This window comes from Streptomyces sp. NPDC051218 (assembly GCF_044455475.1).
In the GTDB taxonomy this organism is placed as follows: domain Bacteria; phylum Actinomycetota; class Actinomycetes; order Streptomycetales; family Streptomycetaceae; genus Streptomyces.
In genome coordinates this window covers 82,273-108,434 of record NZ_JBITEU010000003.1, presented here as the reverse complement: position 1 = coordinate 108,434, position 26,162 = coordinate 82,273, and the positions used below count along the sequence as shown (strand labels likewise).

Sequence of the window (26,162 nt, the reverse complement as noted above, 5' to 3'; positions counted from 1 at the left end):
ATTCGCCCGCCGGGAAGCCCTCTTCGCGCTGCCCGGTTCCCGGACATCTCTTGACGGTCTGCGCCGCGCCCCCCTACATTGCTTCCATATAGCAGAACATAATTTCCACAATGCGGAAACAGAAGCTCACCGCGGGGCGCGACGGGAGCCGGATCCGCCAGCCGTATCCGTCAGCCGCATAGCTGATGAAGCTGTCGAAGCTGTTGTCGAAGCAGGAGAACCCCATGGCCCGTATGACCGCTGTCCGTGCGGCAGTCGAGATCCTCAAGCGCGAGGGCGTCACCAACGCGTTCGGTGTGCCCGGCGCGGCGATCAACCCCTTCTACAAGGCGCTTCAGCAGGGCGGTGGCATCGACCACACGCTCGCCCGGCACGTCGAGGGCGCCTCGCACATGGCCGAGGGCTACACCCGCGCCAACCCCGGCAACATCGGCGTCTGCATCGGTACGTCGGGCCCGGCGGGCACCGACATGATCACCGGCCTGTACTCCGCGACCGGTGACTCCATCCCGATCCTCTGCATCACGGGCCAGGCGCCGACGCACCTGCTCCACAAGGAGGACTTCCAGGCCGTCGACATCGCGACGATCGCCAAGCCGGTCACCAAGATGGCCGTCACGGTCCTGGAGGCCGCGCAGGTCCCCGGCATCTTCCAGCAGGCGTTCCACCTGATGCGCTCGGGCCGCCCGGGTCCGGTCCTCATCGACCTGCCGATCGACGTCCAGCAGACCGAGATCGAGTTCGACATCGACACGTACGAGCCGCTGCCGGTCTACAAGCCGACCGCGACCCGCGCGCAGATCGAGAAGGCGATCACCTACCTGGTCGAGTCCGAGCGTCCGCTGATCGTCGCCGGCGGCGGCATCATCAACGCCGACGCCTCCGACCTCCTGGTCGAGTTCGCCGAGATCACCAACACCCCGGTCGTCCCGACCCTGATGGGCTGGGGCACCATCCCCGACGACCACGACCTGAACGCGGGCATGGTCGGCCAGCAGACCGGCCACCGCTACGGCAACGCCACGTTCCTGGAGTCGGACTTCGTCCTCGGCATCGGCAACCGCTGGGCCAACCGTCACACCGGCTACAAGCTGGACGTGTACACCGAGGGCCGTAAGTTCGTCCACGTCGACATCGAGCCGACCCAGATCGGTAAGATCTTCGCCCCGGACTACGGGATCGCCTCCGACGCCAAGGTCGCCCTCGAACTCTTCGTCGAGGTCGCCAAGGAGCTCAAGGCCGCCGGCAAGCTCCCGGACCGCTCCGCGTGGGTCGCATCGCACCTGGAGCGAAAGGAAACCCTCCAGCGCCGGACGCACTTCGACAACATCCCCATGAAGCCGCAGCGCGTCTACGAGGAGATGAACAAGGCCTTCGGCCCGGACACGCGCTACGTCACCACCATCGGCCTCTCGCAAATCGCGGGCGCCCAGATGCTGCACGTCTACAAGCCGCGCCACTGGATCAACTGCGGCCAGGCGGGCCCCCTCGGCTGGACGATCCCGGCCGCCCTGGGCGTCGCCACCGCGGACCGCGACACCCCGGTCGTCGCGCTCTCCGGTGACTACGACTTCCAGTTCATGATCGAGGAGCTGGCGGTCGGTGCGCAGCACCGCATCCCGTACGTCCACGTCCTGGTGAACAACGCCTACCTCGGCCTGATCCGCCAGGCCCAGATCGGCCTGGACATCAACTTCCAGGTCAACCTGGAGTTCGAGAACCAGAACAGCCCCGAGCTGGGCGTCTACGGCGTCGACCACGTCAAGGTCGCCGAGGGCCTGGGCTGCAAGGCCATCCGCGTCACGGACCCGAACGAGCTGGGCGAGGCCTTCGAGAAGGCCAAGAAGCTGGCCCAGGAGCACCAGGTCCCGGTCGTCGTCGAGGCGATCCTGGAGCGCATCACCAACATCTCCATGAGCCCCACGGCCGACATCAGCGCGGTCAAGGAGTTCGAGGAGCTCGCCACAGAGCCGGGCCACGCGCCCACGGCCATCAGGCCGCTGAAGGTCTGACGCGGCGCTGAGCACTGACAGGGGCGGTCCACCCGTGGGGGGTGGGCCGCCCCTTTAGTGTGTGCGGATGGAATCGCTTGAGGGCCTGCACGTCATGACCTGTGCGGACGCCGCGGAGCTGGACGCCTGGCTGGCCGCGCACCACGGCACCGCACCGGGCCTGTGGCTGATGGTCGCCAAGAAGGCCTCGGGCGTCCCGTCGGTGACGGCGGGGGAGATCATCGACACGGCACTCTGCCACGGCTGGATCGACGGGCAGCGCAGGTCGTACGACGACGTGTACTACCTCCAGAAGATCACCCGGCGCCGGCCGCGAGGCCTCTGGTCGAAGGTGAACGTCCAGAAGGTGGAGGCCCTGACGGCCGCGGGACGCATGCGTGAGGCGGGCCTGGCGGAGGTGGCGGCGGCCAAGGCGGACGGGCGCTGGGAGGCCGCCTACGAGTCGCAGCGCAACGCCACGGTCCCGGACGACCTGCGGGCTGCCCTGGAGGCGACCCCGGCGGCTCGCGAGACCTTCGAGGCCCTGAACAAGTCGGACCAGTACGTGGTGCTGCACCGCCTGATGACGGCCAAAACCCCCGCCACGCGTGCCACCCGCCTGGAGCGGATGGTCGCGAAGCTCGCTTCGGGCGAGAAGGTGAGCTAGGCAGGCTGCCGTCTGCGGGCGCCCCTTAGGGGCGCGGGGAACTGCGCGGCCGGCCCCCACGCACCCGCAGGTGCAGGCGGGCCGGACGCCCAAGCCGAGCGCACGCGAAAGAGCGGCGAGCACGGGACCGTCCGTACTCGCCGCTCTGGCTCTGCTGAAATGCCGTACTGCCATGTGAAGTTGTAGCCGCCCGACCGCGCGCGACTGGCGGAACATGCATACGCGCTGCCGGACGGAGTCATAGGGGTCCATGGCCCAGGGACCCGAGTGGGTCCAAGGCCCAGGGGCCAGAAAACGGCTGGGACCGCGGCGGCTGCGAATGGCTCTGCGGGTTCCTCTTCCCTCAGGTCGAGAAGGGGATCGCAAGGCCTTTACCACCGCACTGGCTCGCAAGGCCGCCGCGGTCCTCGTCCGGCCCGGTCCACCACGGGACCACCCCTCATCCGGGTCCGTGGTGGCGCGGGCACAGCACCGGTGAGCTGACCTCCCGTCAGATCACCGGTGCAGCTCGGGAGTTCTAGTCCTCGCGCAGGGCGCGGACGGCCTCCTCCACGCGCTTGCCGTAGTCGGCGTCGGCGGCGTGGAAGTGGGCCAGGTTCTTCTCGATGACGTCGTCACGCGTGACCTGCGAGAGGCCGCCCGCGATGTTCGCCACCAGGCGCGCCTGCTCCTCGGCCGACATCAGGCGGTACAGCTCGCCCGCCTGGAAGAAGTGGTCGTCCTTGGTGTGCAGCGGAGCCTCGTGCGTGCCCGTGTGGCCCTGGATCGCCAGCGGGGCGGAGAGCGGCTGACCGGTCTCGGCCGGGCCGTCGTACGAGTTGGGCTCGTAGTTCTTGCGGTCACGGCCGTACGCGTTGGACGCCATCAGGCCGTCACGGCCGTAGTTGTCGGCCTTGCCGCCGAGGACGGCCTTCGGCGCGTTCACCGGGAGCAGCGTGTGGTTGACGCCGAGGCGGTAGCGGTGCGCGTCCGCGTAGGCGAACAGGCGGCCCTGGAGCATCTTGTCGGGGGAGGGGCCGATACCCGGAACGAAGTTGTTCGGGGAGAAGGCGGCCTGCTCGACCTCGGCGAAGACGTTGTCGGGGTTGCGGTCCAGGACCAGACGGCCCACGCGCTGCAGCGGGTAGTCGCTGTGCGGCCACACCTTCGTCAGGTCGAAGGGGTTGAAGCGGTAGTCCGCCGCGTCCGCCGCCGGCATGATCTGCACGTGCAGCGTCCAGGACGGGTTCACGCCGCGCTCGATGGCCTGGAGGAGGTCCGTCTGGTGCGAGTTGGCGTCCTTGCCCGCGAGCTCGGCGGCCTGATCCGACGAGAGGCTGCGTACGCCCTGGTTCGTCTTGAAGTGGTACTTCACGAAGAAGGCCTCGCCCGCCTCGTTCGTCCACTGGTAGGTGTGCGAGCCGTAGCCGTTCATGTGGCGGTACGACGCGGGGATGCCGCGGTCACCCATCAGCCACGTCACCTGGTGCGTCGCCTCGGGGGAGTGCGCCCAGAAGTCCCAGACGTTGTCCGGCTCCTGCTTGCCCGTGAAGGGGTCGCGCTTCTGGGAGTGGATGAAGTCGGGGAACTTGATCGGGTCCTTGATGAAGAACACCGGGGTGTTGTTGCCGACGAGGTCGTAGTTGCCCTCTTCGGTGTAGAACTTCAGCGCGAAGCCGCGCGGGTCACGGACCGCGTCCGCGCCGCCGAGGCTGTCCGCCACCGTGGAGAAGCGCAGGAACGTCTCGGTGCGCTTGCCGATGGCGCTGAGGAAGTCGGCGGAGGTGTAGGCGGTGACGTCGTCGGTCACCTCGAAGTAGCCGTAGGCACCGGAACCCCGCGCGTGCACCACACGCTCCGGGATGCGCTCGCGGTTGAAGCGGGCGAGCTTCTCGAGGAGGTGCTGGTCCTGGAGGAGAAGCGGGCCACCGACGCCGGCGGTGGCTGAGTTCTGATTGTCGGCGACGGGAGCGCCGGACTCGGTCGTGAGCACACGCTTCGACATGGTGGCGGGATTGACCTTCCGTACGGACTACTGAAACTGCTGAAGTGACGTGAGCGTAAGTACGCCTGAACAGCTACGTCAACAGTTTGTTGAAGTTGAGGTTAGGGTTCCGGGCCGCGGCGACGCCTGGGCGCGACAGGACAGGTGTCAGCGCCGCCGCGACCCGGAAGTTGAGGGAGCTCTAGCAAAAACCCTTGGGGCTGCTTAGAGCTCGGCGCCCGAGAGGCGCTCCACGCCGCGCAGCAGCGCGGAGTGGTCGAGGCCGCCGTCACCCTGCGTACGCAGCGAGGCGACGAGCTGGGCGACCACGGCGCCGACCGGGAGCGAGGCACCGACATTGCGGGCGGCGTCGGTGACGATGCCCATGTCCTTGTGGTGCAGGTCGATCCGGAAACCGGGCTTGAAGTCGCGCTTGAGGAAGTTGTCCTTCTTGCGGGTCAGGACGGTCGAGCCCGCAAGCCCCCCGTTCAGGACATCGAGGGCGGCGGTCAGGTCCACCCCGGACTTCTCCAGGAAGACGACGGCCTCGGCGCACGCCTGGATGTTCACGGCGACGATGAGCTGGTTGGCGGCCTTCACGGTCTGACCCGAGCCGTGCGGACCGCACAGCACGATGGTCTTGCCGAGGGCGTCGAGGAGCGGCTTGGCCTCGTCGAAGTCGGCCTGCTCGCCGCCGACCATGATGGAGAGCACGGCCTCGATGGCGCCGGCCTCGCCACCCGACACGGGGGCGTCCAGGACGCGGATGCCCTTGTCCTTGGCGGCCTTGGCCAGGTCGACGGAGGTCTGCGGGGTGATCGACGACATGTCGACGATCAGCGCGCCCGACTTCGCGTTCTCCAGGATGCCGTCCGCACCGTACGCGATGGCCTCGACCTGCGGAGAGGCGGGCACCATCGTGACGATGACGTCGGCGTCCTTGACCGCCTCGGCGATGGACTTGGCGACGGTGCCGCCGGCGGCCGCGAGGCGGTCCAGCTTGTCCTGCTCGAGGGTGAAGCCGGTGACGGAGTAACCAGCCTTGATCAGGTTCTCGGACATGGGGGACCCCATGATGCCGAGTCCGATCCACGCGATCTTGGGAAGGTTGCTCATGAGGGAGCCTCTCTAAAACTCTTCTACTTCAACGAATCGGGTGCTGGGTGCCAAGTGGGCGGGTGGGAGACACCCGCCGCGAAGCGGCGGACTAGTCGGCGGCGGGCAGCCAGCCGAAGGCCTCGGAGCTGGGCCGGTCGCCCGGCTTGTACTCCAGGCCGACCCAGCCCTCGTATCCGGCCTTCTGGAGCTGGTCCAGCAGCTCTTCCAGAGGCAGCGACCCCGTCCCGGGGGCCCCACGGCCGGGGTTGTCGGCGATCTGCACGTGCGCGGTCTGTGCGACGTACCGATCGATGACGGCCGGCAGGTCCTCACCGTTCATGGACAGGTGGTACAGGTCCATGAGGAACTTGGCGTTGCCGAGCCCGGTGGCGGAGTTCACCTTGTCGATCACGGCGATCGCCGCGTCCGCGCTCACGATCGGGCTGCGCGGCGACTCCGGCTTGTTCAGGGCCTCGATCAGCAGCACCGCACCTACGCGGTCGGCCTCGCGGGCCGCCAACGCCAGGTTCTCCAGGGCGAGTTCGTCCTGGACGGCGGGGTCGACACCCTCCACCCGGTTGCCGTACAGCGCGTTGAGCGCCTTGCAGCCGAGGGACTCGGCGAAGTCCGCCGCCACCGAGAGGTTCGCGCGGAACTTCTCGCTCTCCTCGCCCGGAATCGACAGGGCGCCGCGGTCCGGTCCCGGCAGCTGTCCCGCGTAGAAGTTCAGGCCCACCAGCTCTACGCCGGCGTCCGTGATCGCGGCCCGAAGGGCGTCGAGCTCGGACTGCTCGGGGGTGGGGGCGTCGACCCAGGGCCACCACAGCTCGACCGCCGTGAAGCCCGCCGCGGCGGCAGCCGCGGGGCGCTCCAGGAGCGGGAGTTCCGTGAAGAGGATCGACAGGTTCACATTGAAGCGCTGGTCGGAGTATCCCATGGGGCTTCCGCGCTCCTTCCGTATAGCGGAAGTTAATTTCTGTCTGATGGAAGATTGCCGTCGAGGATCCGCCCTTGTCAAGAGGGGGCTGCCGGAAAATCACCACGCGGGAGCAGCCGGCAGTAGGTTGTGCGCGTGCGATTGAGAGTGGAGTTCACGACCGAACCCTTCGACCTGGACGAGGCGCCCGCCCATGCGGTGGTGGCCCGGGACGTCATCCAGGGGGCCGAACTCGACGCCGTGGACGTCGGCCCCTTCGGTAACACCGCGGAAGGCGGCGCCGACGAGGTCCTGACCGCCGTCGACGCGCTGCTGCGCAAGGCCCTGGAGGCGGGTGCCACGCGCGTCTCGCTCCAGGTGAACGTGCTCGGAGACTCGGGGGAGGCCGTCGAATGACCGGTGCCAGAGACGACCACGGCCCCTTCGTGGCCGCCGTCAAGCCGCTCGTGGACGCCATGGGCGGCGAGATCGTGCCCCCCGACGAGGCGGGCACCGACGACGTCGTCCTCGCCTGGGAGGGCGAGGACGTGGTCGCCGTACGCCTTCCGCAGCTCGCGGACTCCCTCGACCACATCCTGCTCGCCCTGGAGCGCAAGCGCGGGATGCCCCTGTCGGACCTCGACCGCAAGGCCAAGCAGGAGGTCGTACGGATACTCGAGGCGCGAGGCGCCTTCGCTGTGCGGCACGGGGTGGAGACGGTCGCCGGCGCGCTCGGCGTCTCGCGCTTCACTGTGTACAACTACCTCAACCGCTCCACCTGACCTCGCGAACATCCCAGGTCAGAGCGGTGCGGAAGGCCGCCGTCCGTTAACCGGACGGCGGTCTTTGTTTCTCGAAGTTTTCAACAAAGTGTTGACGTGGTGTTTCGGCTGGCGTTAGCTATCCGCAGCCCGTCCAGCACAAGGCCGTAAGGCCACGGAGGCACCCGTGACTTCGAGCTCGACGCCGGGCCTTGCCCGGTTCAACGCCTTGCAGGAGAGTGCGGCCACCGCCGCTCTCCACGAGGCATGCGCCTCATCGGCCTGGGGAAGCAAACTGCTCTCCCAGCGCCCTTTCCCCACCGTCGAAGCCCTCTTCGCCGCCAGTGACGCCGCCATGGCCGAGCTGAGCGCCGAGGATCTGGCCGAAGCGATGGCCGGGCACCCGCCGATCGGCCGCCCGAAGCCCGGGGACCCCACGTCGTCGCGTGAACAGCGCGGCATGGCGGGGGCCTCCGAGGAACTCAAGGCCGAGATGCTCGAACTGAACCTGGCCTACCAGGACCGGTTCGGACATGTCTTTCTGATCTGCGCCACCGGGGCAACCGGTGAGCAGATGCGTGACGCGATGAAGGCACGGATCGGCAACACGGCCGAGGCGGAGCGCGAGATCGTGCGCACCGAACTCGGGAAGATCAACCGAATCCGTCTCACCCGTCTCGTAGAAGAGGACAAGGACTGATGAGCACTGACACCACCGCCTCGGTGTCCACGCACATCCTGGACACCAGCGTCGGACGCCCCGCCGAGGGCGTCGCCATCTCGCTCACCGCCCGCAGTGGCCGTGACGCCGAGTGGGTGGCGCTCGGCGGTTCCGCGACCGACGCGGACGGGCGTTGCAAGGACCTTCCGGCCCTGCCGGAGGGGACCACACACGTACGACTCGACTTCGAGGTCGAGGCGTACTTCGACAAGAAGCAAGCCGAGGCGCAGCAGGACGCCCCCCGCGTAAGGGACAGCGGTGCGTTCTTCCCGGAGGTGGCGATCACTTTCGCCGTCACGCCGGGCGAGCACTACCACGTACCGCTGCTGCTCAACCCGTTCGGCTACTCCGTTTACCGAGGGAGCTAGCAGACATGCCCACGATTCTCGGCCAGAACCAGTACGGCAAAGCAGAGAACCGCGTCGTCAAGATCACGCGGGACGGCGACACCCACCACATCAAGGACCTGAACGTCTCGGTCGCCCTCTCCGGCGACATGGACGACGTCCACTACTCCGGCTCGAACGCCAACGTCCTGCCGACCGACACCACCAAGAACACGGTGTTCGCGTTCGCCAAGGAGCACGGCATCGAGTCCGCCGAGCAGTTCGGCATCCACCTCGCCCGTCACTTCGTGACGACGCAGGAGCCGATCCACCGCGCTCGGATCCGGATCGAGGAGTACTCCTGGGAGCGCATCGCGACCTCGGACAACAACTCCAAGTTCATCGGCTCGGACGAGGTCAACCACTCCTTCGCCCGCAAGGGCCAGGAGCTGCGCACCAGCCAGATCACCTTCGACGGTGAGAACTGGGAGATCATCTCCGGGCTCAAGGACCTCACGGTCATGAACTCCACCAACTCGGAGTTCTGGGGCTACGTCAAGGACAAGTACACGACGCTGAAGGAGGCGTACGACCGCATCCTGTGCACCGACGTGTCGGCCGCCTGGCGTTACAACTGGACCAGCGACGCGGACCGGATGCCCAACTGGGAGAAGTCGTACGAGCAGGCCAAGAAGCACATCCTGCAGGCCTTCGCCGAGACGTACTCCCTCTCGCTGCAGCAGACCCTCTACCAAATGGGTTCGCGCGTCATCAACAGCCGGAGCGAGATCGACGAGATCCGCTTCTCGCTGCCGAACAACCACCACTTCCTGGTGGACCTCGAGCCCTTCGGGCTGAAGAACGACAACGAGGTCTACTTCGCGGCGGACCGTCCCTACGGCCTGATCGAGGCCACGGTTCTCAGGGACGGGGTCCAGCCGAAGATCCCGGTCGACATGACCAACCTCTGATACGGGACGCGCGCCCCCGTCCGTCCGCAGCGGACGGGGGCGCGCCACACCGGAGGGAACAGCAGCAATGGCACAGCCTGCAAAGGGGCCGGCGAAAGGCCCGTGTTCCACCCCATCGGACATAGCTGACAGCGAGTCAAACTCCGACTGTCACCCGGTGGATGAGAAGCTCCACCCCTCGCGGCTCGTCCCCGCCGCGCTCCAGCACATCGCCGCCATGTACGCGGGCGTCGTCACTCCGCCGCTGATCATCGGCCAGGCCTGTGGCCTGGACACCGTGGCCCAGACCCGGCTCATCGCGGCGGGACTGCTTATCGCCGGACTCGCCACCATCCTCCAGACGCTCGGCGTCAAAGGATTCGTCGGCAACCGGCTCCCCTTCGTCAACGCCGCCTCGTCGGCGGGCATCGCGCCCATCCTCGCCATCGCGGAGACCAACGCCAAAGGCGCACAACTCCCGGCCATCTATGGCGCGGTGATGGTCGCGGGCGTCTTCTGCCTCGCCATCGGCCCGTTCTTCGGCAGACTGCTGCGCTTCTTCCCGCCCCTGGTCACCGGGGTCGTCATCACCCTCATCGGCGTCACGCTGATGCCCGTGCCCGTGAAGTGGGCGCAGGGCGGGGACGACACCGACCCGACGTTCGGCGACATGAAGTACCTGGCGCTCGCCGCCTTCACCCTCGTCGTGATCCTGCTCTTCCAGCGCTTCGGCCGCGGCTTCCTCAAGCAAGTCGCCCTGCTGGCAGGCATGTTCATCGGGACGCTCGCCGCGATCCCCTTCGGGATGGCCGACTTCACGTCCGTGCAGACGGCCCCGCTCGCCGCCCTGCCGACGCCGTTCGCCGCCGGCGCCCCCACCTTCCAGCCCGCCGCGATCCTCTCGCTCTGCATCGTGATGCTGGTCCTGATGACCGAGTCGGCGGCCGGCATGCTCGCCCTCGGCGAGATCTGCGAGCGCGAGACGAACGGCAAGACCATCACGCGCGGCCTGCGCACCGACGGCATCGCGACCCTCGTCGGCCCCGTCTTCGGCGGCTTCCCGACCTCCGCCTTCGCGCAGAACGTCGGCGTCGTCTCGCTGACCCGTGTCCGCAGCCGCTACGTCGTGGCCGTCGCCGGCGGCGCGCTCATCGTGCTCGGGGCCTTCCCCGTACTCGGAGCGGTCGTCAACGTGGTCCCCATGCCGGTCCTCGGCGGCGCGGGCATCGTCCTGTTCGGCTCCATCGCGGTGAGCGGCATCCGCACGCTCTCCGAGGCGGGCCTCGACGACAGCTCCAACATCATCCTGGTGGCCGTGGCGCTCGGAGCGGGCATCATCCCGCTCGCCGCGCCCACCTTCTACGCCGAATTCCCGGCCTGGGCGCAGACCGTCCTCGGCTCCGGAATCAGTGCGGGAGCGCTGGCGGCGGTCCTGCTCAACCTGTTCTTCAACCATCTCGGCACCCGTGGCCCCGCGGCCGCGGCACTCAAATCTTCCTAGGGTCATGCCGTGCCCACATCGCCACACACAAGTGAAGGAAGAAGCACCATGGCAGCACCGGCAGACCTGCAGCGCATCGTCATCGAGAACTGTGCGATCGCGACCGTCGACGCGAACGACACCGAGTACGCGTCGGGATACGTCGTCGTCGCGGGCAACAAGATCGAGTCCATCGGCGCGGGGAAGGCTCCCGAGGGTCTTCAGAACGTCGTACGCCGCGTGGACGGGACCGGTCACCTGGTGACCCCCGGCCTGGTCAACACCCACCACCACTTCTACCAGTGGATCACCCGCGGCCTGGCCACCGACCACAACCTGTTCCAGTGGCTGACGGCGCTCTACCCGACGTGGGCGCGCATCGACGAGCAGATGGTGAAGGCCGCGGCCCAGGGTTCGCTCGGCATGATGGCCCGCGGCGGTGTCACCACCGCGATGGACCACCACTACGTCTTCCCGAAGAACTCGGGTGACCTGTCCGGCGCCATCATCGGCGCCGCGAGCGACATGGGGGTGCGCTTCACCCTCGCCCGTGGCTCCATGGACCGCAGCGAGAAGGACGGCGGCCTGCCGCCGGACTTCGCCGTCGAGACGCTCGAAGGCGCGCTCGCCGCGACCGCCGAGACCGTCGACAAGCACCACGACGCCTCCTTCGACGCGATGACCCAGATCGCCGTCGCCCCCTGCTCCCCGTTCTCGGTCTCGACCGAACTCATGAAGCAGGGCGCGGAGTTGGCGCGCGCCAAGGGTGTACGTCTGCACACCCACGGCAGTGAGACGGTCGAGGAGGAGAAGTTCTGCCACGAGCTCTTCGGCATGGGCCCGACCGACTACTTCGAGTCGACGGGCTGGCTCGGTGACGACGTGTGGATGGCGCACTGCGTCCACATGAACGACTCCGACATCGCCGCGTTCGCCCGCACCGGCACGGGTGTCGCGCACTGCCCCTCCTCCAACGCGCGTCTGGCGGCAGGCATCGCCCGCGTACCGGACATGCTGAAGGCGGGCGTCCCGGTCGGCCTCGGCGTCGACGGCACCGCGTCCAACGAGTCCGGCGAACTCCACACCGAGCTGCGCAACGCGCTGCTCATCAACCGCCTCGGCGCTCACCGCGAAGCCGCACTGAACGCACGTCAGGCCCTGCGCCTCGGCACCTTCGGCGGCGCTCAGGTCCTGGGCCGCTCCACGCAGATCGGGTCGCTCGAGCCGGGCAAGCTCGCCGACCTGGTCCTCTGGAAGATCGACGGCATCGGGCACTCCTCGATCGCCGACCCGGTGACCGCCATCGTCTTCGGCGCGGCGGCCCCGGTCACGCTCTCCCTCGTCAACGGCCGCCCGATCGTCGAGAACGATCGTCTGCTGCACGTCGACGAGGACGCCATCGCCCGCTCCACGCGGGAGGAGGCGCAGCGCCTCGCGCGGATCGCCGCCGGGAGCTGAACACCTGGAACTCCGGTCAGGGGGGACGGCCCTTGACCGGACTTGAGCAGCCGAGCGGGCTGCTCAAGTGCCGCCCCGGAACGTGGCCCAAAGCTTCACGTTCCCGGGGCGGTCAGTACTACCTGGGCGCACCACCCACCGGTTTCGCCGGTACCTCTCAGCACCCCTCCACAACTTCATACCGAGCAAGTCCTTGCACCACGCACCACCTCCCAGAAGCGAAAAGTGCCGGCAATGCCGCCCGTACTGGAAAACAACCGGAGGAGCCACAGTGGCCACTCAGCCCAGGTTCACCAAGCAAGGCACCACCCCAGACCCATCCGAAGTCGACGGCGAAAGCGCCATAGCCGGCGAAAGCGCCGTCCACCCCGTCGACCAGAAGCTCCCGCCGCTCAAGATGGCGACGACCGGCCTCCAGCACGTGGCGGCCATGTACGCGGGTGTCGTCGCCCCGCCGCTCATCGTGGGCGCGGCGATCGGCCTCTCCGCGAAGGAACTCACCTTCCTGACCGGCGCCTGTCTGTTCACCGCGGGCCTCGCCACCTTCCTCCAGACGCTCGGCATCTGGAAGATCGGCGCCCGGCTGCCCTTCGTCAACGGCGTCACCTTCGCCGGTGTCGCGCCGATGATCGCGGTCGTCGAATCGACCGACAACAAGGACGACGCGCTGCCGATCATCTTCGGCGCGGTGATCGTCGCAGGTGTCCTCGGCTTCATCGCGGCCCCCTTCTTCTCCAAGCTCGTACGCTTCTTCCCGCCGGTGGTGACCGGCACGGTCATCACGCTCATCGGCATCTCGCTGATGCCCGTGGCCTTCGGCTGGGCGCAGGGGCCCGTTCCGGGCGCCGACGACTACGGCTCGATGAAGAACCTCGGTCTCGCGGGCATCACGCTCGTGATCGTCCTTCTCCTGCGCCGCTTCACCACCGGCTTCGTCAAGCAGATCGCCGTGCTCCTCGGTCTCGTCGTCGGCACGCTCATCGCGATCCCGTTCGGCGTCACGGACTTCAGCCCGGTCGGCGACGCGGACATCGTCGGCTTCCCCACGCCGTTCCACTTCGGCGCCCCGCAGTTCGCGGCGGCGGCGATCGTCTCCCTGTGCGTGGTGATGGTCGTCTCCATGACCGAGTCCACCGCCGACATGCTGGCGCTCGGCGAGATCGTCGACCGCCCCGCCGACGAGAAGACCATCGCGGCCGGCCTGCGCGCGGACTGCCTCGGTTCGGCGGTCAGCCCGCTCTTCAACGGCTTCATGTGCAGCGCGTTCGCACAGAACATCGGCCTCGTCGCGATGACGAAGATCCGCAGCAGGTACGTCGTCGCCGTGGGCGGTGGCTTCCTGGTCCTGATGGGCCTGTGCCCGATGGCCGCCTCGCTCATCGCCGTCGTACCGCGTCCGGTGCTCGGCGGTGCGGGTGTCGTCCTGTTCGGCTCGGTCGCGGCGAGCGGCATCCAGACGCTGGTCAAGGCGAACCTGGAGCGCGACAACAACGTCCTGATCGTGGCCGTCTCGCTGGCCGTCGGCCTCATCCCGATCGCGGCGCCGGAGTTCTACCACGCGTTCCCGGAGACCGCGAAGATCATCCTCGACTCGGGCATCTCCACGGGCTGTGTCGCGGCGGTGCTGCTGAACCTGGTCTTCAACCACATCGGCAAGCGGGGCGAGGACGACGACGTGACCAATCCGATGGAGCCCGGGGGAGAAATCGCTGAACAGAGGGTGCACGAAGGGTCTTCCCCGGCGGGGGCCCACTGACGTAACGTGCGTGACGCCGCCCGCATCGCGGAAGTTACTTTCCAGTCGGAATAGCAGTCGGCCCTGTCCCACGCCTCGTGAACTCCCGTGGGACGGGACCGACTTCCGGCGTCACGCACACGGAAGAAGCGCCACCCATGAGTTCTCAGCCCCGCCCTGCCGAGAAGGCGCCGGCGGTCGGCACAGCCGACCCCGCCGACGCGGCCCCCGAAGTTCATCCGGTCGACGAGATCCTGCCGCCGGGCCGGATGCTCGTCGCAAGCCTCCAGCACGTCGCCTCCATGTACGCCGGCGCGGTCTCCGTCCCGCTGGTCGTGGCCGTCGCCGCCAAGATGTCGCCGGGGGACACGGCCGTACTCATGGGCGGCAGCCTCCTGATGGCGGGCATCGCGACACTGCTCCAGACCCTGGGCATAGGCAACTTCATCGGTTCGAAGCTGCCCTTCGTCAACGGCGTCTCGTTCGCGGGCGTCGGCGTGATGCTGACGATCATCACGACCCAGGGCGGCGTCGAGGCAGGCATGCCGGTCGTGTTCGGGGCGATCATCGTGTCGAGCGTCTTCGGCTTCCTGGTGAGTTCATACTTCTCACGCCTGGTCCGCTTCTTCCCGCCGGTGGTGACGGGCTCTGTCATCACCCTGATCGGCGTCTCGCTGATCCCCGTCGCGTACGACTGGATCGTGGACGACTCGCCGACGGGTACGCCGGAGCCGGGCAGCATCGGCCTCGCGGGTGCGACGGTCCTGGTCATGCTGCTGCTCCAGCGCTTCACGCGGGGGTTCCTCAAGCAGATCAGCATGCTCTTCGCGATGATCTTCGGGACGCTGCTCGCGATCCCGATGGGCCTCGCCGACTTCTCCAAGCTGGACGACGCCGCGCTGGTCGGCATCCCCTCCCCACTCCACTTCGGAGCACCGGAGTTCAACATCCCGGCCATCATCTCGATGTGCGTGGTGATGCTGGTGATCCTGACGGAGTCGACGGCCGACATGATCGCCCTCGGCAAGATCGTCGACAAGGACGTGGACGAGAAGACGATCGCCCGCGGCCTGCGCGCCGACGCGCTCGGCTCGGCCCTGAGCCCTCTCTTCAACGCCTTCCACGCGAGCGCGTTCGCGCAGAACATCGGCCTGGTCGTCATCTCCAAGGTGCGCAGCCGGTTCGTCGTGGCGCTGAGCGGAGCGATCCTGGTCCTGATCGGACTCAGCCCGGCGGCTGCCGCGCTGATCTCCGTGGTCCCGATGCCGGTCCTCGCCGCCGTCAGCCTCTTCCTCTTCGGCTCCATCGCGGTCAGCGGCATCCAGACCCTGCTCCAGGCGGACCTGCACCGGGGCGACAACGCCCTGATCGTGGTGGTCACCCTCGGCGCGGGCCTGGCCCCGGCACTCTCGGACGGCTTCTACGACGCGTTCCCGGCCTGGGCGCAAATCGTCCTGGGGTCGGGGATTTCTACGGGGTGCTTGCTGGCGGTGGCGCTGAATTTGGTGTTCAACCACCTGGGGAGTCGGGCGAGTTCGACCGATCCGGAGCCTGCGATCACGCACTGAGCCCAGCGGCGCGGCGCGGCTCGGTCGGTGCGCGGGGATCGGACATCACCCTCGCCGCGCCACGTCCGTGTCGCATACGTGCCGGACCAGGGCTGTACGGCCCTGCTGAACTCGGCGGCATGCCCGCACCCGCCACGAAGCACCCGACCCACCGCCGGCCTGATGACGACCCTGCCCGGCACCCTCGCGGCCGTCGCCGCACCGGCTGTCGGCGGTGGCCGTGATGGCCGGATCGGGGGCGAATCCTGTTTCGGGCAGCGTCGAAAGTTCTTCCTCCGGAGCCGGGTGACCGGCAGCGTTGTCACCGGAAAGATGACCGCAATCCACGGTTCGGGGGAACCATGCTCATCGCATCACGCTCCATCAAGACCGCGCTCATCGGAGTGAGCAGCGCCACGCTGCTCGCCACCGGGGGCATGGCCGAGGCCTCGGCCGCGCCCGCGCAGAAGACGACCACCACCGCTGCCGCCGCCAAGAAGCGGATGAGTTCCGCCGAGTCGGAGAGCTGGGGCTACGGCAAGGTCAAGTGGACGTTCACCAAGGGCCACCGCGGGACGTTCTCCAACATCGACTCCTACGCGAAGGACAAGAGCTGCGACAGCAAGGAGGTCTACGTCCAGCTCCACGCGAGGACCACCTCCGGCAAGACGCTCAAGGTCAACCTGGCCCAGGACGACTGGTGCAGCGGCGGCGGTGACTCGTACAACAACAGGACGTGGAGGATCGGCTACAACGTCAAGTGGGCCCGCGCCGTCGTGTGCAAGAACGAATGGGGCCCCAACAACACCTGTAAGGCCGGCAACAAGCAGTACTACCCGTTCTGATCCCTGTCCGAGGGAGGTGAGGAGGCCCAGGGCGCGGGGCGGGGGCGCGCCCTGGGCCCGGGGTTCCTCAACCGGCCGTCGCCGGGGCCCTGTCCGTCGCCAGCTTGATGGCGAGAGCGCCCAGCACCGTGCCCATCACGTACCGCTGAATTCGCAGCCACGTAGGGCGGCGGGCCAGGAACACCGCGATGGTGCCCGCAGCCAGGATGATGGCGAGGTTCACGCCCAGGCTGATCGCGATCTGGATGCCGCCGAGCACGAAGCCCTGGAGGAGGGTGTGGCCGGCTGCCGGGTCGATGAACTGGGGGATGAGCGAGACGTACATGATGGCGACCTTGGGGTTCAGGAGGTTCGTCAGGACCCCCATGGAGAACAGTCGCCGGGGCGAGTCCGGTGCCAGCTCCTGGTGGGAGAAGACCGATGTGCCGCCCGGCTTCAGCGCCTTCCAGGCCAGCCACCCCAAGTAGGCGGCCCCTGCCAGCTTCACGGCCACGTACAGCTGGGGGACGGCGAGGAAGACCAGCGACAGGCCCAGGTTGGCCGCCGTCAGATAGATGACGAACCCGACGGCGACCCCGGCCAGCGAGATCGTTCCGGCCCGCCTGCCCTGGGTGATGCTCCGTGAGACGAGGTACATCATGTTGGGGCCGGGCGTGAGCACCATGCCCAGGGACACCACCGCGACGCCGAGAAGCGCGTTCGTTCCGATCATGGGACAAGGATCGAACGGTGGTGCCGTGCAGCACCAGCGACGAATGCTTCACGCAACACGTAAGCGCTGCTACATCGGCGCGGGATGTGTGTGAGGTGTCCCGCGCCGATGGGGCCGGTCAGCCGATGCGGTAGGGGTCCCCGTAGACCTTCCACTCCAGGGGCGGGTCCAGGTTCAGGTTGCCCTTCTCCAGGAACAGCCGTTGAGCCGTGTCGACGCGGCTCGTGTCCTCGTGCGCCTCCTCCTGCTTCATCGCCCAGACGCGCGCGTCCAGGAAGGCGTGGAGGTACGCCACCTCGTCGCCGCCCTGCGCGGGCGGTTCGGCCGAACGCAGGGCGCGCGCACGGATGTTGCGGAAGCTGGTGCTGTCACCGCCGTCGCCGTGCATGACGATGGCGTCGTAGTACGCGAACTGCCCGAGGACGCCGATGCCGTCCGCCTTGCCCTGCCCGACGGCCGGGTTGAAGTAGACGCGGTCGCGTTCGTCGTTCTGCGCCCGCTGGAACTCGGGGTCCTCCGCGGCCTCTTCCCAGTCACCCTGGTACGTGGGGTCGAGGCCCTCGTGGGAGTCCGTGCCGTCCACCTCGCGCAGCGCGGGCAGGTACTTGGCGAGGACGTTGCCCGGCTTGCGCCGGGTGTAGAGCTCCACGAGGTCGAGCATGTCGCCCGTGCCCGAGCAGAAGCCGATGATCCCGGCGGTGTAGCCGCGGCCGTCGCCTATGTCCTCGCAGTAGCGGTAGTACTCCTTCCAGTTGAGGTCGGAGTTCTCGGCGCTGCACACGATCTTCATGGCGATCTCCTTCTTCGCCGGATCGTCGAGCCCGCCCGCCTTCGGGGCGGGGGCGGCGCCTGCCGTCTGCGAGGCGATGACCGGGACCGCGACGAGCGAGGCGCCCAGGAAGGCGAGCACTGTGCGGCGCGAGGTGTGGGTGGGGGGAGTGGGGATGTGACGGGGGGTGGGCACGGGGCCTCCAAGGTGGGGGAGTTCGTCGATCCGATGACGCTTGGGCTCTTCCGTGTTCTGTTAGGAAGGTTTCCTACCAGAGTTCGAAGGTGACGTATACCCGTCAAGGGAGGGCGAGTTGGTGATCTTGGAGCCCGTGCTCCGGCCGGTTATCGGGTCCTGGTCAGCCGTTCGCGCACCTGAACAGCGACTTTGTACGTGTCTCCGGTCGGCCGGGTGGCGAGGTGGCCCGGGTCGCGAATCCAGCCGTCCTCGATGGCGAACCAGTCGATGGCCTTCGGTTCGCGCTTCTCGTCGAGCGCGGCCCCCAGTTCCTCGAAGTACGTCTCCCAGCGCAGCCGGTAGAGCCCGCCGACGAGTCCGGCCCACTCCCGGTTGGCGTAGTCGCGCAGCCCCGCGTCCGCCCCGGCCCGCGTGCCCCACACGGTGAGCAGCGAAAGCTGGTCGTACGCGAGACGCTCGCGCTCCGTCGCGTCCGCGCCCCACGAGCGGGCATCGGCGACCCAACGGCCCAGCAGGTGACGGGAGTCAGTGGCCATCAATTCGTCGAGCAGGTCCATGAGGGCGAGCCAGGTGCGGGTCAGGCGGTCGAAGCGGGCCTTGTCCTGATCGTCGTACGCCTGCTTGATCTGGGGGAGCAGTACCCGGCTGTGGTTGGAGAGCGCCTGGCGTGCCACGTCAAGGATGTCGCGGCGGTAGGCCGATGAGCGCCTCAAATCGGAGCGTGTGGCCAGCAGTTCGGTGAGTGCGGGTTCGAAGTCCGCCGGCTTGTACCGCATCGCCTTCGGGGACCAGGCCGCCGCCGACTTCGCCGCGAGGTCGGGGCGTGCGCCGAAGAGGCCGTCCGCGCCCTCGGACCACTCGTCGGCGCGGGTCGTGCCGTACGCGGTGCGGCGCAGGATGTCCCACGCGGCGGCTGCATGCGGGTCGGCCGCGCCGTAACGGGACACGGACCAGTCGTCGAACCAGGAGGCTAGGTCCAAGTCGCCGGTTCGCCAGGCGAGTTCCGAGAAGAGCTCGAAGGCGGCGGGGTTGTTGTCGGCCGCCTCCGGCATGAGGGAGATCCCGCGCTGCGTGCTGCCTTCCTTGGTGCGCCACTTCTCGTAGAGGGCGGCCCAGTCGGGGGTGTTGGCGCCGAGGGTGGTGTGGCCGCCGAAGTTCCAGATCGAGCCGAAGGTGTAGGGAGTGTCGTTCCAGTCGGACTCGCGGTCGGTGATCTTCGAAAAGCGGTCCGAGAGCCCGTCGACCACGAGCATCCTCGACTTGTCGACGGCGTCGACGATGGCCTTGGGAGGGTTGCTCTGCCAGCCGAGGATCACCCAGGTGGCGTCGGGGTGCGCGGACCGGAGGGCCTTCTCGACGGCCTTCGCGGCGTCCGGCACCGGCACGTCGCCCGGCTTTCCGCCCTCGTGGAGGAGGTCCATCTTGTACATCGTCGACGCGCCGAACAGCTCGTCCTGCGCACGGTAGAACGCGTCGGCCACCCGGCCGAAGTGCTCGGTGCGCGGATCGAGCCAGTCGGGGCGCGCGAAGCCGACCCAGTCGCCCTGCGGCACGGTCCTCGCCCCGGGGTTCTTGGCGGCGAAGCCGGGCGGAACGGTTCCGAAGTAGCCCGGGAGCACCGGGGTCATGCCCAGCTCACGCAGCCGGTCGGTGATCCGGCGTCCCAATGCCGCCCGCCTGTCCAGGAGTTGACGCGAGACCGGATACGGGAAGGTGGACATGTTCTGGAGCAGCCACCACGGCTGGTGGGCGGGGGCCGGGACCCACTCGCGCATCTCCTCGTCGGAGTAGCCGAACTCCTGGAACACGCGGTGGTAGAGGGCGTCGGCACCGACGTACACGAGTACTTCGTTATAGCCGTGCAGGGCGAGCACGTCGATCTCTCGCTCCCAGTACGACCAGTCGTGGTACGCCCCCGTGTAACCGTCGTTCGTGTCGTTGAGGACGAAGCGGTGCGGGGCGTTGGCGCGTCCGGTCGCCGGCTTGTCGAGCCCGGGGAGCCGGTCGGGCAGGTCGAGCTGCTCACCGGCCCAGGTGACGTTCGCCTGGGCGGTGTGCTTCAAGTAGTGCCGCAGTCCCGTGAGTTGAACGGCGGGCGTCGGCCCGGCGATCTCGATCTTCCCGCGCTTCCCGGACACCCGGAAGGTGTCGGTGGGACCCGCGGTCGTGAACGTCAGCTGCTTCCAGTGTCCGGGCAGCAGGCGCCGGGCGGCCTTGACCGCGGGTGACGCGGAGGTCGGGGCGCCGTCGGCGGTGGAGCCGGAACAGGCGACGGCGGCGCCGGTGGTTCCGGCGATGGCGGCGAGGAAGGTGCGACGGGCAAGGGGCATGACGTAGGGATACCCTCCCGGTTCGGCGGTGCTCGGCAGCCGCCCGGCCGATGCGGGACGGCGCACCACGATGAACCGCACGCGCACCATGGTCAAGTACGCGCGGCCATCGCCGGCGCCCGGTTCGACCGCACCGCCACGGGCCGTGCCGGCCCCGGTGTTAGCGTCGGTGGATGACCGCACCGCTGCCCGGCAGACCCACCCGTGCCTCCACCACCGGGCGGCCCTTGATGGCCGCCCTCGATCTGTTCGGGCGGCGTTGGAGTCTGCGGATCGTCTGGGAGCTGCGGGCCGAGCCGCTGGGGTTCCGGGCGCTCCAGGAACGGTGTGACGCGATGTCGTCCAGTGTGCTGCGCCAGCGCCTGACCGAGATGCTCGAAGCCCGGTTGGTGCGGCAGTTGCCCGACAGCTCCTACGCCCTGACCGTGCTCGGCCGCGAGGCACACCAGGCCCTGCGTCCGCTGGACGCGTGGGCCGAGCGCTGGGCGACGGAAGTCAGCGCCGACTCGGCAGAGGATCGGCGCTGAGCGCCTCCCGCATCCGGGCGACGGCGTCGGACAGCGCTTTCAAGGGGCGGATCAACAGGGTCGCTTCCGTCAACTGGCCATCCTCGTTGGTCTGTTGGACGAGCGCGCCGTACGCGTTCTCCTCGCCGACCTTGGCGGTGAAGGCCGTCACGCCGTGCTGTTCCCCCTCCTCCTCGCCGGTCCCGGCAGTGGTGAACTCCCGCAGCGGCTCCACCCCGGACAGACACTCCCCGATCTTCGGGAGCAGGTGCGCCACATCGTCCCGCCCGCTGTAGTCGGCGACCGGGCTGTGGAAGACGACGTCCCGCGCGAGCAGGAGCCGGGTCCGGTCGGGTGTGCCGGGTGCCAGTACGTCACGTACGTCGAGACTCATCGGTGTCACTCCTCCTGGCTGTCCTTGCTCTGACTGTCCTTGCTGCTTCGATTTCCGAAGCGCTGCCCGGAGCGTAGCCCAGTCCCGGAGATTTGGAGCAGTCATCGGAGCGATGGCGTGCGAACATGCCAACCTCGAACCCATCAGGGCCTGTTGGGCGCATTGACATCCGATGTATTCAACCCTACGTTCCCGAGCGACCCGTCAACCTCAGGGAGCCGCCCCCATGCGCACACAGCTCAGTCGCACCCGGCGAAGAGTCGCCGGGCTCGCCTTGCTCCTCGCCTCGGCCCTCGCCGCGACCGCCGTCCCCACCGCGGTCGCGGCGCCGACGGAACCCCCGGCCGCCGCACCCCGCGCGGCCGAGCGGCCCGACTCCGCGGGCCCGGGAACGGACCACGCCACCGACGACCCCTTCACCGCCGACCGCACCAGCTGGTTCCGGCAGGACCGGTTCGGCATGTTCATCCACTTCGGCGCGTACTCCAACCTGGAGGGCGAGTACAAGAAGGCCGACGGCTCCCTGTGCCGTGACGCCGAGTGGATCCAGCGCCAGTGCGACATACCGAAGGCCGAGTACGAGAAGCAGGCCGCGACGTTCAACCCGGCCGACTTCGATGCCGAGGCCGTGGTCAAGGCGGCCAAGGACGCCGGAATGCGCTACATCGTCATCACCTCGAAGCACCACGAGGGCTACGCGATGTGGCCCACGAAGGTCAACGACTGGAACTTGCGCGACCACTCGTCCTTCGACAAGAACCGCGACATCCTCGCCGAACTGAAGAAGGCCTCCGACGACGCGGGCATCAAGCTCGGCTTCTACTACTCGATCTGGGACTGGCACGACCCGGACTTCCCCGACCCGGCGACCTTCCCGAAGTACGAGAAGCGGATGCGCGCCCAGCTCAAGGAGCTGGTCGACACCTACGACCCCGCCCTGCTCTGGTTCGACGGCGAGTGGGACACCGACAAGCCCCACAACCCCTGGACGGCGAAGGACGGCGAGCAGCTGGAGGCCTACCTCCGCGACCTCGACCCGGACCTGATCATCAACAACCGCGTCGGCAAGCGCCGCGTGGTCGACGGCGACTACGGCACCCCCGAGCAGGAGATCCCCGGCGCACCGGTCGACGGCCAGCTCTGGGAATCGTGCATGACCCTCAACGGCCACTGGGGCTTCGCGCGGTACGACACCGACTGGAAGCCGTCGACGACCCTGGTCAGGAACCTCCTCTCCACGACGTCCCGCAGCGGCAACTACCTCCTGAACGTCGGTCCCGACGCCCGCGGCCGGGTCCCGCAGCCCTCCGTCGACCGCCTGAAGCAGATGGGCGACTGGCTGCGTACGTCGGGCCAGGGCGACGCGGTGTTCGGCGCCCGCTTCGGCGGACTCGTCGAGGAGCCCTCCTGGGGCTCGGTCAGCCGCAAGGGCGACAAGCTGTACGCGGCGGTCACCCAGTGGCCGGCGTCCGGCGCCGCCCTGCACCTGAAGGCACGTACGGACTTCGAGGTGGAGTCTGCGCGGGTGCTCGGCAGTGATCAGAAGGTGACGGTCACCCGGTCCGGCGACGGCATCGACCTCAAGCCGGCCGGCGGCGCGACCAACGACACCGCCACGGTCATCGAGCTGAAGGTGGACCCGGGGCCGACAGCCCGGCCCGGCAAGGGCAAGGGCCTGCGGCAGGAGATCTTCGACAACGCGGACCTGAGCGGCACCCCGAAGATCACCCGCACCGACGCCACCCTCAACCACGCCTGGAAATATGAGGGTTCACCGGCTGCGAGCATCCCCTCCGACAAGTTCAGCGTCCGCTGGACCGGCAAGCTCCAGCCGCGCCGCTCCGAGACATACACCCTGACGACCGTCTCGGACGACATGGCGCGGGTGTGGGTCGACGGCAAGCTCGTCATCGACTCGTGGACACCGCACGAGCCGAAGATCGACAAGGGGCAGGTGGCCCTCACCGCGGGCAAGCGCCACTCGATCAAGGTCGAGTACGCGGAACAGACCGGCGAGGCCCACCTGAAGCTGCTCTGGTCCAGCCCCGGCCAGGAGCAGCAGATCGTGCCCGCGACCCAGCTGTACGCGCGCTGAGCGGGAGGCGCACGCTGCCCAGTTGAACGAATCGGGCCCCAAGTCCTGGGAAGTCAGGACTTGGGGCCCCTGTCATGAGGACCAATGACGGGCACCTTCCGGTCCGCGAAATTGACAGTGTTGATCGACGCCCGGCTGGGCAGATGACCGTTCGTCGATCTCTGACTTCCCAGGTCAGGCGGTCGCCGACAGACTATTGCCGACCGAGAGAGTGACTGCCCCGTGAGCGCGCCCGAAGCACCTGAAACACCGGATCCCGCTCCGGAGGCCATAGCCCGGCACCGCGCGCTCTTCCGCGCGATCCACCGCCGCAAGAACCCGCGCCTGCGTCAGTCGGACATCACCGTCACCGAAGAGGCGCAGGTCAGGCGGGCGGTCAAGGCGACCGCCCTCGGCAATGCCATGGAGTGGTACGACTTCGGCGTCTACGCCTACCTCGCGGTGATCATCGGCAAGGAGTTCTTCCCCTCCGGCAACGACACCGCGCAGACCCTCTCCTCGCTGGCCACCTTCGCCGCCGCCTTCCTCGTGCGCCCCATCGGCGGCATGTTCTTCGGGCCGCTGGGCGACAAGGTCGGCCGCAAGAAGATCCTCGCGTTGACCATGATCATGATGTCCACGGCGACCCTGGCGATCGGCCTGATCCCGAGCTACGCCACCATCGGCGTCTGGGCCCCGGTGCTCCTCGTCCTGTGCCGCATGGTGCAGGGCTTCTCCACGGGTGGTGAGTACGGCGGCGCCGCGACGTTCATCGCCGAGTACGCGCCCGACAAGCGCCGCGGGTTCTGGGGCTCTTTCCTGGAGTTCGGCACGCTGATCGGCTACACGGTCGCGGCGGTCCTGGTGACCGCCCTGACCATGGGGCTCAGCGACGGCGCCATGCAGTCCTGGGGCTGGCGCATCCCGTTCCTGGTGGCGGCGCCGCTCGGACTCATCGGTCTCTATCTGCGGCTCAAGCTCGACGAGTCGCCCGCCTTCCAGAAGATGGCGGAGGCGGAGAGCGGACCGGCGGCCGAGCGCCAGAAGAAGTCCCTCAAGGACTCCTTCTTCGGTCAGTGGCGCGCGATGCTGCTCTGCATCGCGCTGGTCGCCGCGTTCAACGTCACCGACTACATGCTCCTGTCGTACATGCCGACGTATCTGACGCAGCTCGGCTTCGGCGAGACCGGCGGCCTGATGTCCATCGTCATCGTCATGCTGATCCTGATGGCGCTCATCAACTCCGTCGGCCGCCTCTCCGACCGCATCGGCCGCAAGCCGGTCCTGATGGCGGGCTCGGTGGGCTTCTTCGTCCTGGCCCTCCCGGCCTTCCTCCTCATCAAGCAGGGCGGCACGGTGGCGGTCTTCACCGGGCTACTCATCCTCGGCCTCGCCCTGGTCTGCTACTTGGGCGTCATGTCCTCGTCGCTGCCGGCGCTCTTCCCGACGGACGTCCGCTACGGCTCTCTCTCCATCGGCTTCAACATCTCGGTCTCACTCTTCGGCGGTACGACCCCGCTGGTGGTCGCGGCCCTGATCGGCGCGACCGGCAACGACCTGATGCCCGCCTTCTACACGATGCTCGCGGGCCTCGTCGGCATCATCGCGGTGGCCGCGATGAAGGAGACGGCCCGCAAGCCCCTGGAAGGCTCCCCGCCGTCGGTCGCGACGGACGAGGAGGCCCGCGAACTGGTGGCGGCGCAGCGTTCCTGACGTCAGTCGCACAGGCGGCGCGTGGTGAGGGAGCCTCCCGCGTTCTCGTCGTCCGTACCGAGGGCCGCGAGGTCGGAGCCGGGGATGCAGTGCAGCCCCTCGATCTTGTAGCCCTCGAACTTCTCCAGGAGCTCGGGCGTCTCGGCGACGGAGAGACGCACCTCTCCGGCGGAGTCGACACTCAGCTTGCCCGCGTCGCTCACGGCGGAGTCGAACGGCCCGTCGTCACCGGCATCCGACGCCGAACTGACGAGGAGACGGCCCGACTTGGTCACCTCGATGTCCGATGCGTGACGCACGTTCCCCGTCGGGTACGGCACACGGAGGGACGCCTTTCGCACCGAGCCGAACGTCGACTCGCCGTAGGAACCGACCGAGAACGGCGCCGCGTACAGCGTCGCGGGGCGGTCCGCGCCCGCGCCGCGGTCCGCCCAGACCGCCGCCATCTTGCCGTTACGTGACGTCAGCGTGAAGCTCTCGAAGTCGTCGCCCGTGCCGATCGAGGGCAGCGGCGTGATGTCAAGGACCTTCACGGCCTCCCCGGCGTCGGCAAGCTTGAGGTGGTAGGCGAGCCCGCGGCTGGCCACGGCCACGAATTCGTCGGACGTCCCCGGCACCGCGTCGACCGCCTCCAGGTCGACGGGCTCGATGCTGTCCTGCCAGGTGATCGCCTCGACGGCGGCGGGCCTGCCGGGGCGGTGGGTCACTTCGGCGATGCGGTTCTCACCGGGGCGCTTGTTGTCGCGTACGACCAGGGCGCGAAGATCGTCACCCGAACGGGAGGTGACGGTGAGCCCGCTGATACCGGACTTCACGTCGTCCCCGACCTGGTGCCATCGACCGGCCTCCGGCTGCGCCGCGGAGAGGCCGGTGCTGAGCACCACGGCAATTCCCGCGCCCAGGGCGGTCATTGCGGTCAGAACGGTCTTACGCATGGTCAGGGACCTCTCGCTCGATGTGCGACGCGCGTAGATTCACGGCTGGCCGGACCGTAATGGCCCGGCCGGT

At 68.3% G+C, this 26,162-nt stretch carries 23 protein-coding genes; 15 read left to right on the top strand and 8 right to left on the bottom strand.

Annotation, left to right across the window (positions count from 1 at the left end):
- Positions 1-224 precede the first annotated feature (224 nt).
- The gene (gene gcl, locus ACIBCK_RS11540) at positions 225-2,012 is read left to right on the top strand and encodes a glyoxylate carboligase (RefSeq protein ID WP_399389760.1); all 1,788 of its coding nucleotides are present in this window, start codon (positions 225-227) and stop codon (positions 2,010-2,012) included.
- Positions 2,013-2,079: 67 nt separating this feature from the next.
- A complete protein-coding gene (locus tag ACIBCK_RS11535; protein WP_399389116.1) occupies positions 2,080-2,658 on the top strand; it encodes a YdeI family protein in 579 nt (192 codons plus the stop codon).
- Between the two features lie 517 nt (positions 2,659-3,175).
- Here ACIBCK_RS11535 and ACIBCK_RS11530 read toward each other — a convergent pair.
- From ACIBCK_RS11530 to ACIBCK_RS11520, 3 genes are all read right to left on the bottom strand, one after another.
- Positions 3,176-4,642, bottom strand: a complete 1,467-nt coding sequence (locus ACIBCK_RS11530; protein ID WP_399389114.1) for a catalase — start codon at positions 4,640-4,642, stop codon at positions 3,176-3,178.
- Positions 4,643-4,846: 204 nt separating this feature from the next.
- Positions 4,847-5,737: a 2-hydroxy-3-oxopropionate reductase gene (locus tag ACIBCK_RS11525; RefSeq protein WP_367046036.1), complete on the bottom strand. Its 891-nt coding sequence runs from the start codon at positions 5,735-5,737 to the stop codon at positions 4,847-4,849.
- 91 nt (positions 5,738-5,828) lie between these two features.
- Positions 5,829-6,656: a TIM barrel protein gene (locus ACIBCK_RS11520; protein WP_399389112.1), complete on the bottom strand. Its 828-nt coding sequence runs from the start codon at positions 6,654-6,656 to the stop codon at positions 5,829-5,831.
- A gap of 135 nt (positions 6,657-6,791) precedes the next feature.
- Between ACIBCK_RS11520 and ACIBCK_RS11515 the strand changes: the two genes are divergently transcribed.
- The 10 genes from ACIBCK_RS11515 to ACIBCK_RS11470 all read left to right on the top strand — a co-directional run bounded on the left by ACIBCK_RS11515 (position 6,792) and on the right by ACIBCK_RS11470 (position 16,458).
- Entirely contained in the window at positions 6,792-7,052 is a 261-nt protein-coding gene (locus tag ACIBCK_RS11515) for a hypothetical protein (RefSeq protein WP_399389109.1), read from the top strand.
- Positions 7,049-7,417 (top strand): helix-turn-helix domain-containing protein, encoded by a 369-nt coding sequence (locus ACIBCK_RS11510; protein ID WP_367046040.1) that lies wholly within the window; start codon positions 7,049-7,051, stop codon positions 7,415-7,417. Before ACIBCK_RS11515 ends, ACIBCK_RS11510 begins: the two co-directional genes overlap by 4 nt.
- A gap of 166 nt (positions 7,418-7,583) precedes the next feature.
- Entirely contained in the window at positions 7,584-8,096 is a 513-nt protein-coding gene (gene uraD, locus ACIBCK_RS11505) for a 2-oxo-4-hydroxy-4-carboxy-5-ureidoimidazoline decarboxylase (RefSeq protein WP_367046042.1), read from the top strand.
- Positions 8,096-8,485 carry a hydroxyisourate hydrolase gene (gene uraH, locus ACIBCK_RS11500; protein WP_367046044.1) on the top strand — a complete coding sequence of 130 codons (390 nt, stop codon included), beginning with the start codon at positions 8,096-8,098 and terminating at the stop codon, positions 8,483-8,485. The genes uraD and uraH overlap by 1 nt, the downstream gene beginning before the upstream one ends.
- Before the next feature lie 5 nt (positions 8,486-8,490).
- Entirely contained in the window at positions 8,491-9,414 is a 924-nt protein-coding gene (gene pucL, locus ACIBCK_RS11495) for a factor-independent urate hydroxylase (RefSeq protein ID WP_367046046.1), read from the top strand.
- Positions 9,415-9,481: 67 nt separating this feature from the next.
- Positions 9,482-10,894 (top strand): nucleobase:cation symporter-2 family protein, encoded by a 1,413-nt coding sequence (locus ACIBCK_RS11490; protein ID WP_399389107.1) that lies wholly within the window; start codon positions 9,482-9,484, stop codon positions 10,892-10,894.
- Positions 10,895-10,942: 48 nt separating this feature from the next.
- Positions 10,943-12,331 carry an 8-oxoguanine deaminase gene (locus tag ACIBCK_RS11485; RefSeq protein WP_399389104.1) on the top strand — a complete coding sequence of 463 codons (1,389 nt, stop codon included), beginning with the start codon at positions 10,943-10,945 and terminating at the stop codon, positions 12,329-12,331.
- Between the two features lie 397 nt (positions 12,332-12,728).
- Positions 12,729-14,087, top strand: coding sequence for a nucleobase:cation symporter-2 family protein (locus ACIBCK_RS11480; protein ID WP_399389758.1), 1,359 nt, complete (start codon positions 12,729-12,731; stop codon positions 14,085-14,087).
- Positions 14,088-14,224: 137 nt separating this feature from the next.
- A complete protein-coding gene (locus tag ACIBCK_RS11475) occupies positions 14,225-15,634 on the top strand; it encodes a nucleobase:cation symporter-2 family protein (RefSeq protein WP_399389102.1) in 1,410 nt (469 codons plus the stop codon).
- Positions 15,635-15,975: 341 nt separating this feature from the next.
- Positions 15,976-16,458, top strand: a complete 483-nt coding sequence (locus ACIBCK_RS11470) for a hypothetical protein (protein WP_399389100.1) — start codon at positions 15,976-15,978, stop codon at positions 16,456-16,458.
- Between the two features lie 67 nt (positions 16,459-16,525).
- Here the strand turns inward: ACIBCK_RS11470 and ACIBCK_RS11465 are convergent, their stop codons facing one another.
- From ACIBCK_RS11465 to ACIBCK_RS11455, 3 genes are all read right to left on the bottom strand, one after another.
- Positions 16,526-17,170, bottom strand: coding sequence for a LysE family translocator (locus tag ACIBCK_RS11465; RefSeq protein ID WP_399389099.1), 645 nt, complete (start codon positions 17,168-17,170; stop codon positions 16,526-16,528).
- Between the two features lie 118 nt (positions 17,171-17,288).
- Positions 17,289-18,134, bottom strand: a complete 846-nt coding sequence (locus ACIBCK_RS11460; RefSeq protein ID WP_399389097.1) for a chitosanase — start codon at positions 18,132-18,134, stop codon at positions 17,289-17,291.
- A 149-nt stretch (positions 18,135-18,283) separates the two neighbouring features.
- Complete coding sequence (locus tag ACIBCK_RS11455) at positions 18,284-20,467, bottom strand: alpha-N-acetylglucosaminidase (protein WP_399389756.1); 2,184 nt, start codon at positions 20,465-20,467, stop codon at positions 18,284-18,286.
- A gap of 173 nt (positions 20,468-20,640) precedes the next feature.
- Here ACIBCK_RS11455 and ACIBCK_RS11450 point away from each other — a divergent pair, with 173 nt between their 5' ends.
- Positions 20,641-20,994, top strand: a complete 354-nt coding sequence (locus ACIBCK_RS11450; protein ID WP_399389095.1) for a winged helix-turn-helix transcriptional regulator — start codon at positions 20,641-20,643, stop codon at positions 20,992-20,994.
- On the opposite strand, the gene ACIBCK_RS11445 is transcribed toward ACIBCK_RS11450, so the two are convergent.
- A complete protein-coding gene (locus tag ACIBCK_RS11445) occupies positions 20,963-21,367 on the bottom strand; it encodes a hypothetical protein (RefSeq protein ID WP_399389093.1) in 405 nt (134 codons plus the stop codon). The genes ACIBCK_RS11450 and ACIBCK_RS11445 overlap by 32 nt on opposite strands.
- 226 nt (positions 21,368-21,593) lie before the next feature.
- On the opposite strand from ACIBCK_RS11445, the gene ACIBCK_RS11440 reads away from it, so the two are divergent.
- On the top strand, positions 21,594-23,462 hold the full coding sequence (locus ACIBCK_RS11440; RefSeq protein WP_399389092.1) for an alpha-L-fucosidase: 1,869 nt from the start codon (positions 21,594-21,596) through the stop codon (positions 23,460-23,462).
- A 222-nt stretch (positions 23,463-23,684) separates the two neighbouring features.
- Entirely contained in the window at positions 23,685-25,154 is a 1,470-nt protein-coding gene (proP, locus tag ACIBCK_RS11435) for a glycine betaine/L-proline transporter ProP (protein WP_367046062.1), read from the top strand.
- Positions 25,155-25,156: 2 nt separating this feature from the next.
- On the opposite strand, the gene ACIBCK_RS11430 is transcribed toward proP, so the two are convergent.
- A complete protein-coding gene (locus tag ACIBCK_RS11430; RefSeq protein ID WP_399389091.1) occupies positions 25,157-26,089 on the bottom strand; it encodes a hypothetical protein in 933 nt (310 codons plus the stop codon).
- Between the last annotated feature and the right edge of the window lie 73 nt (positions 26,090-26,162).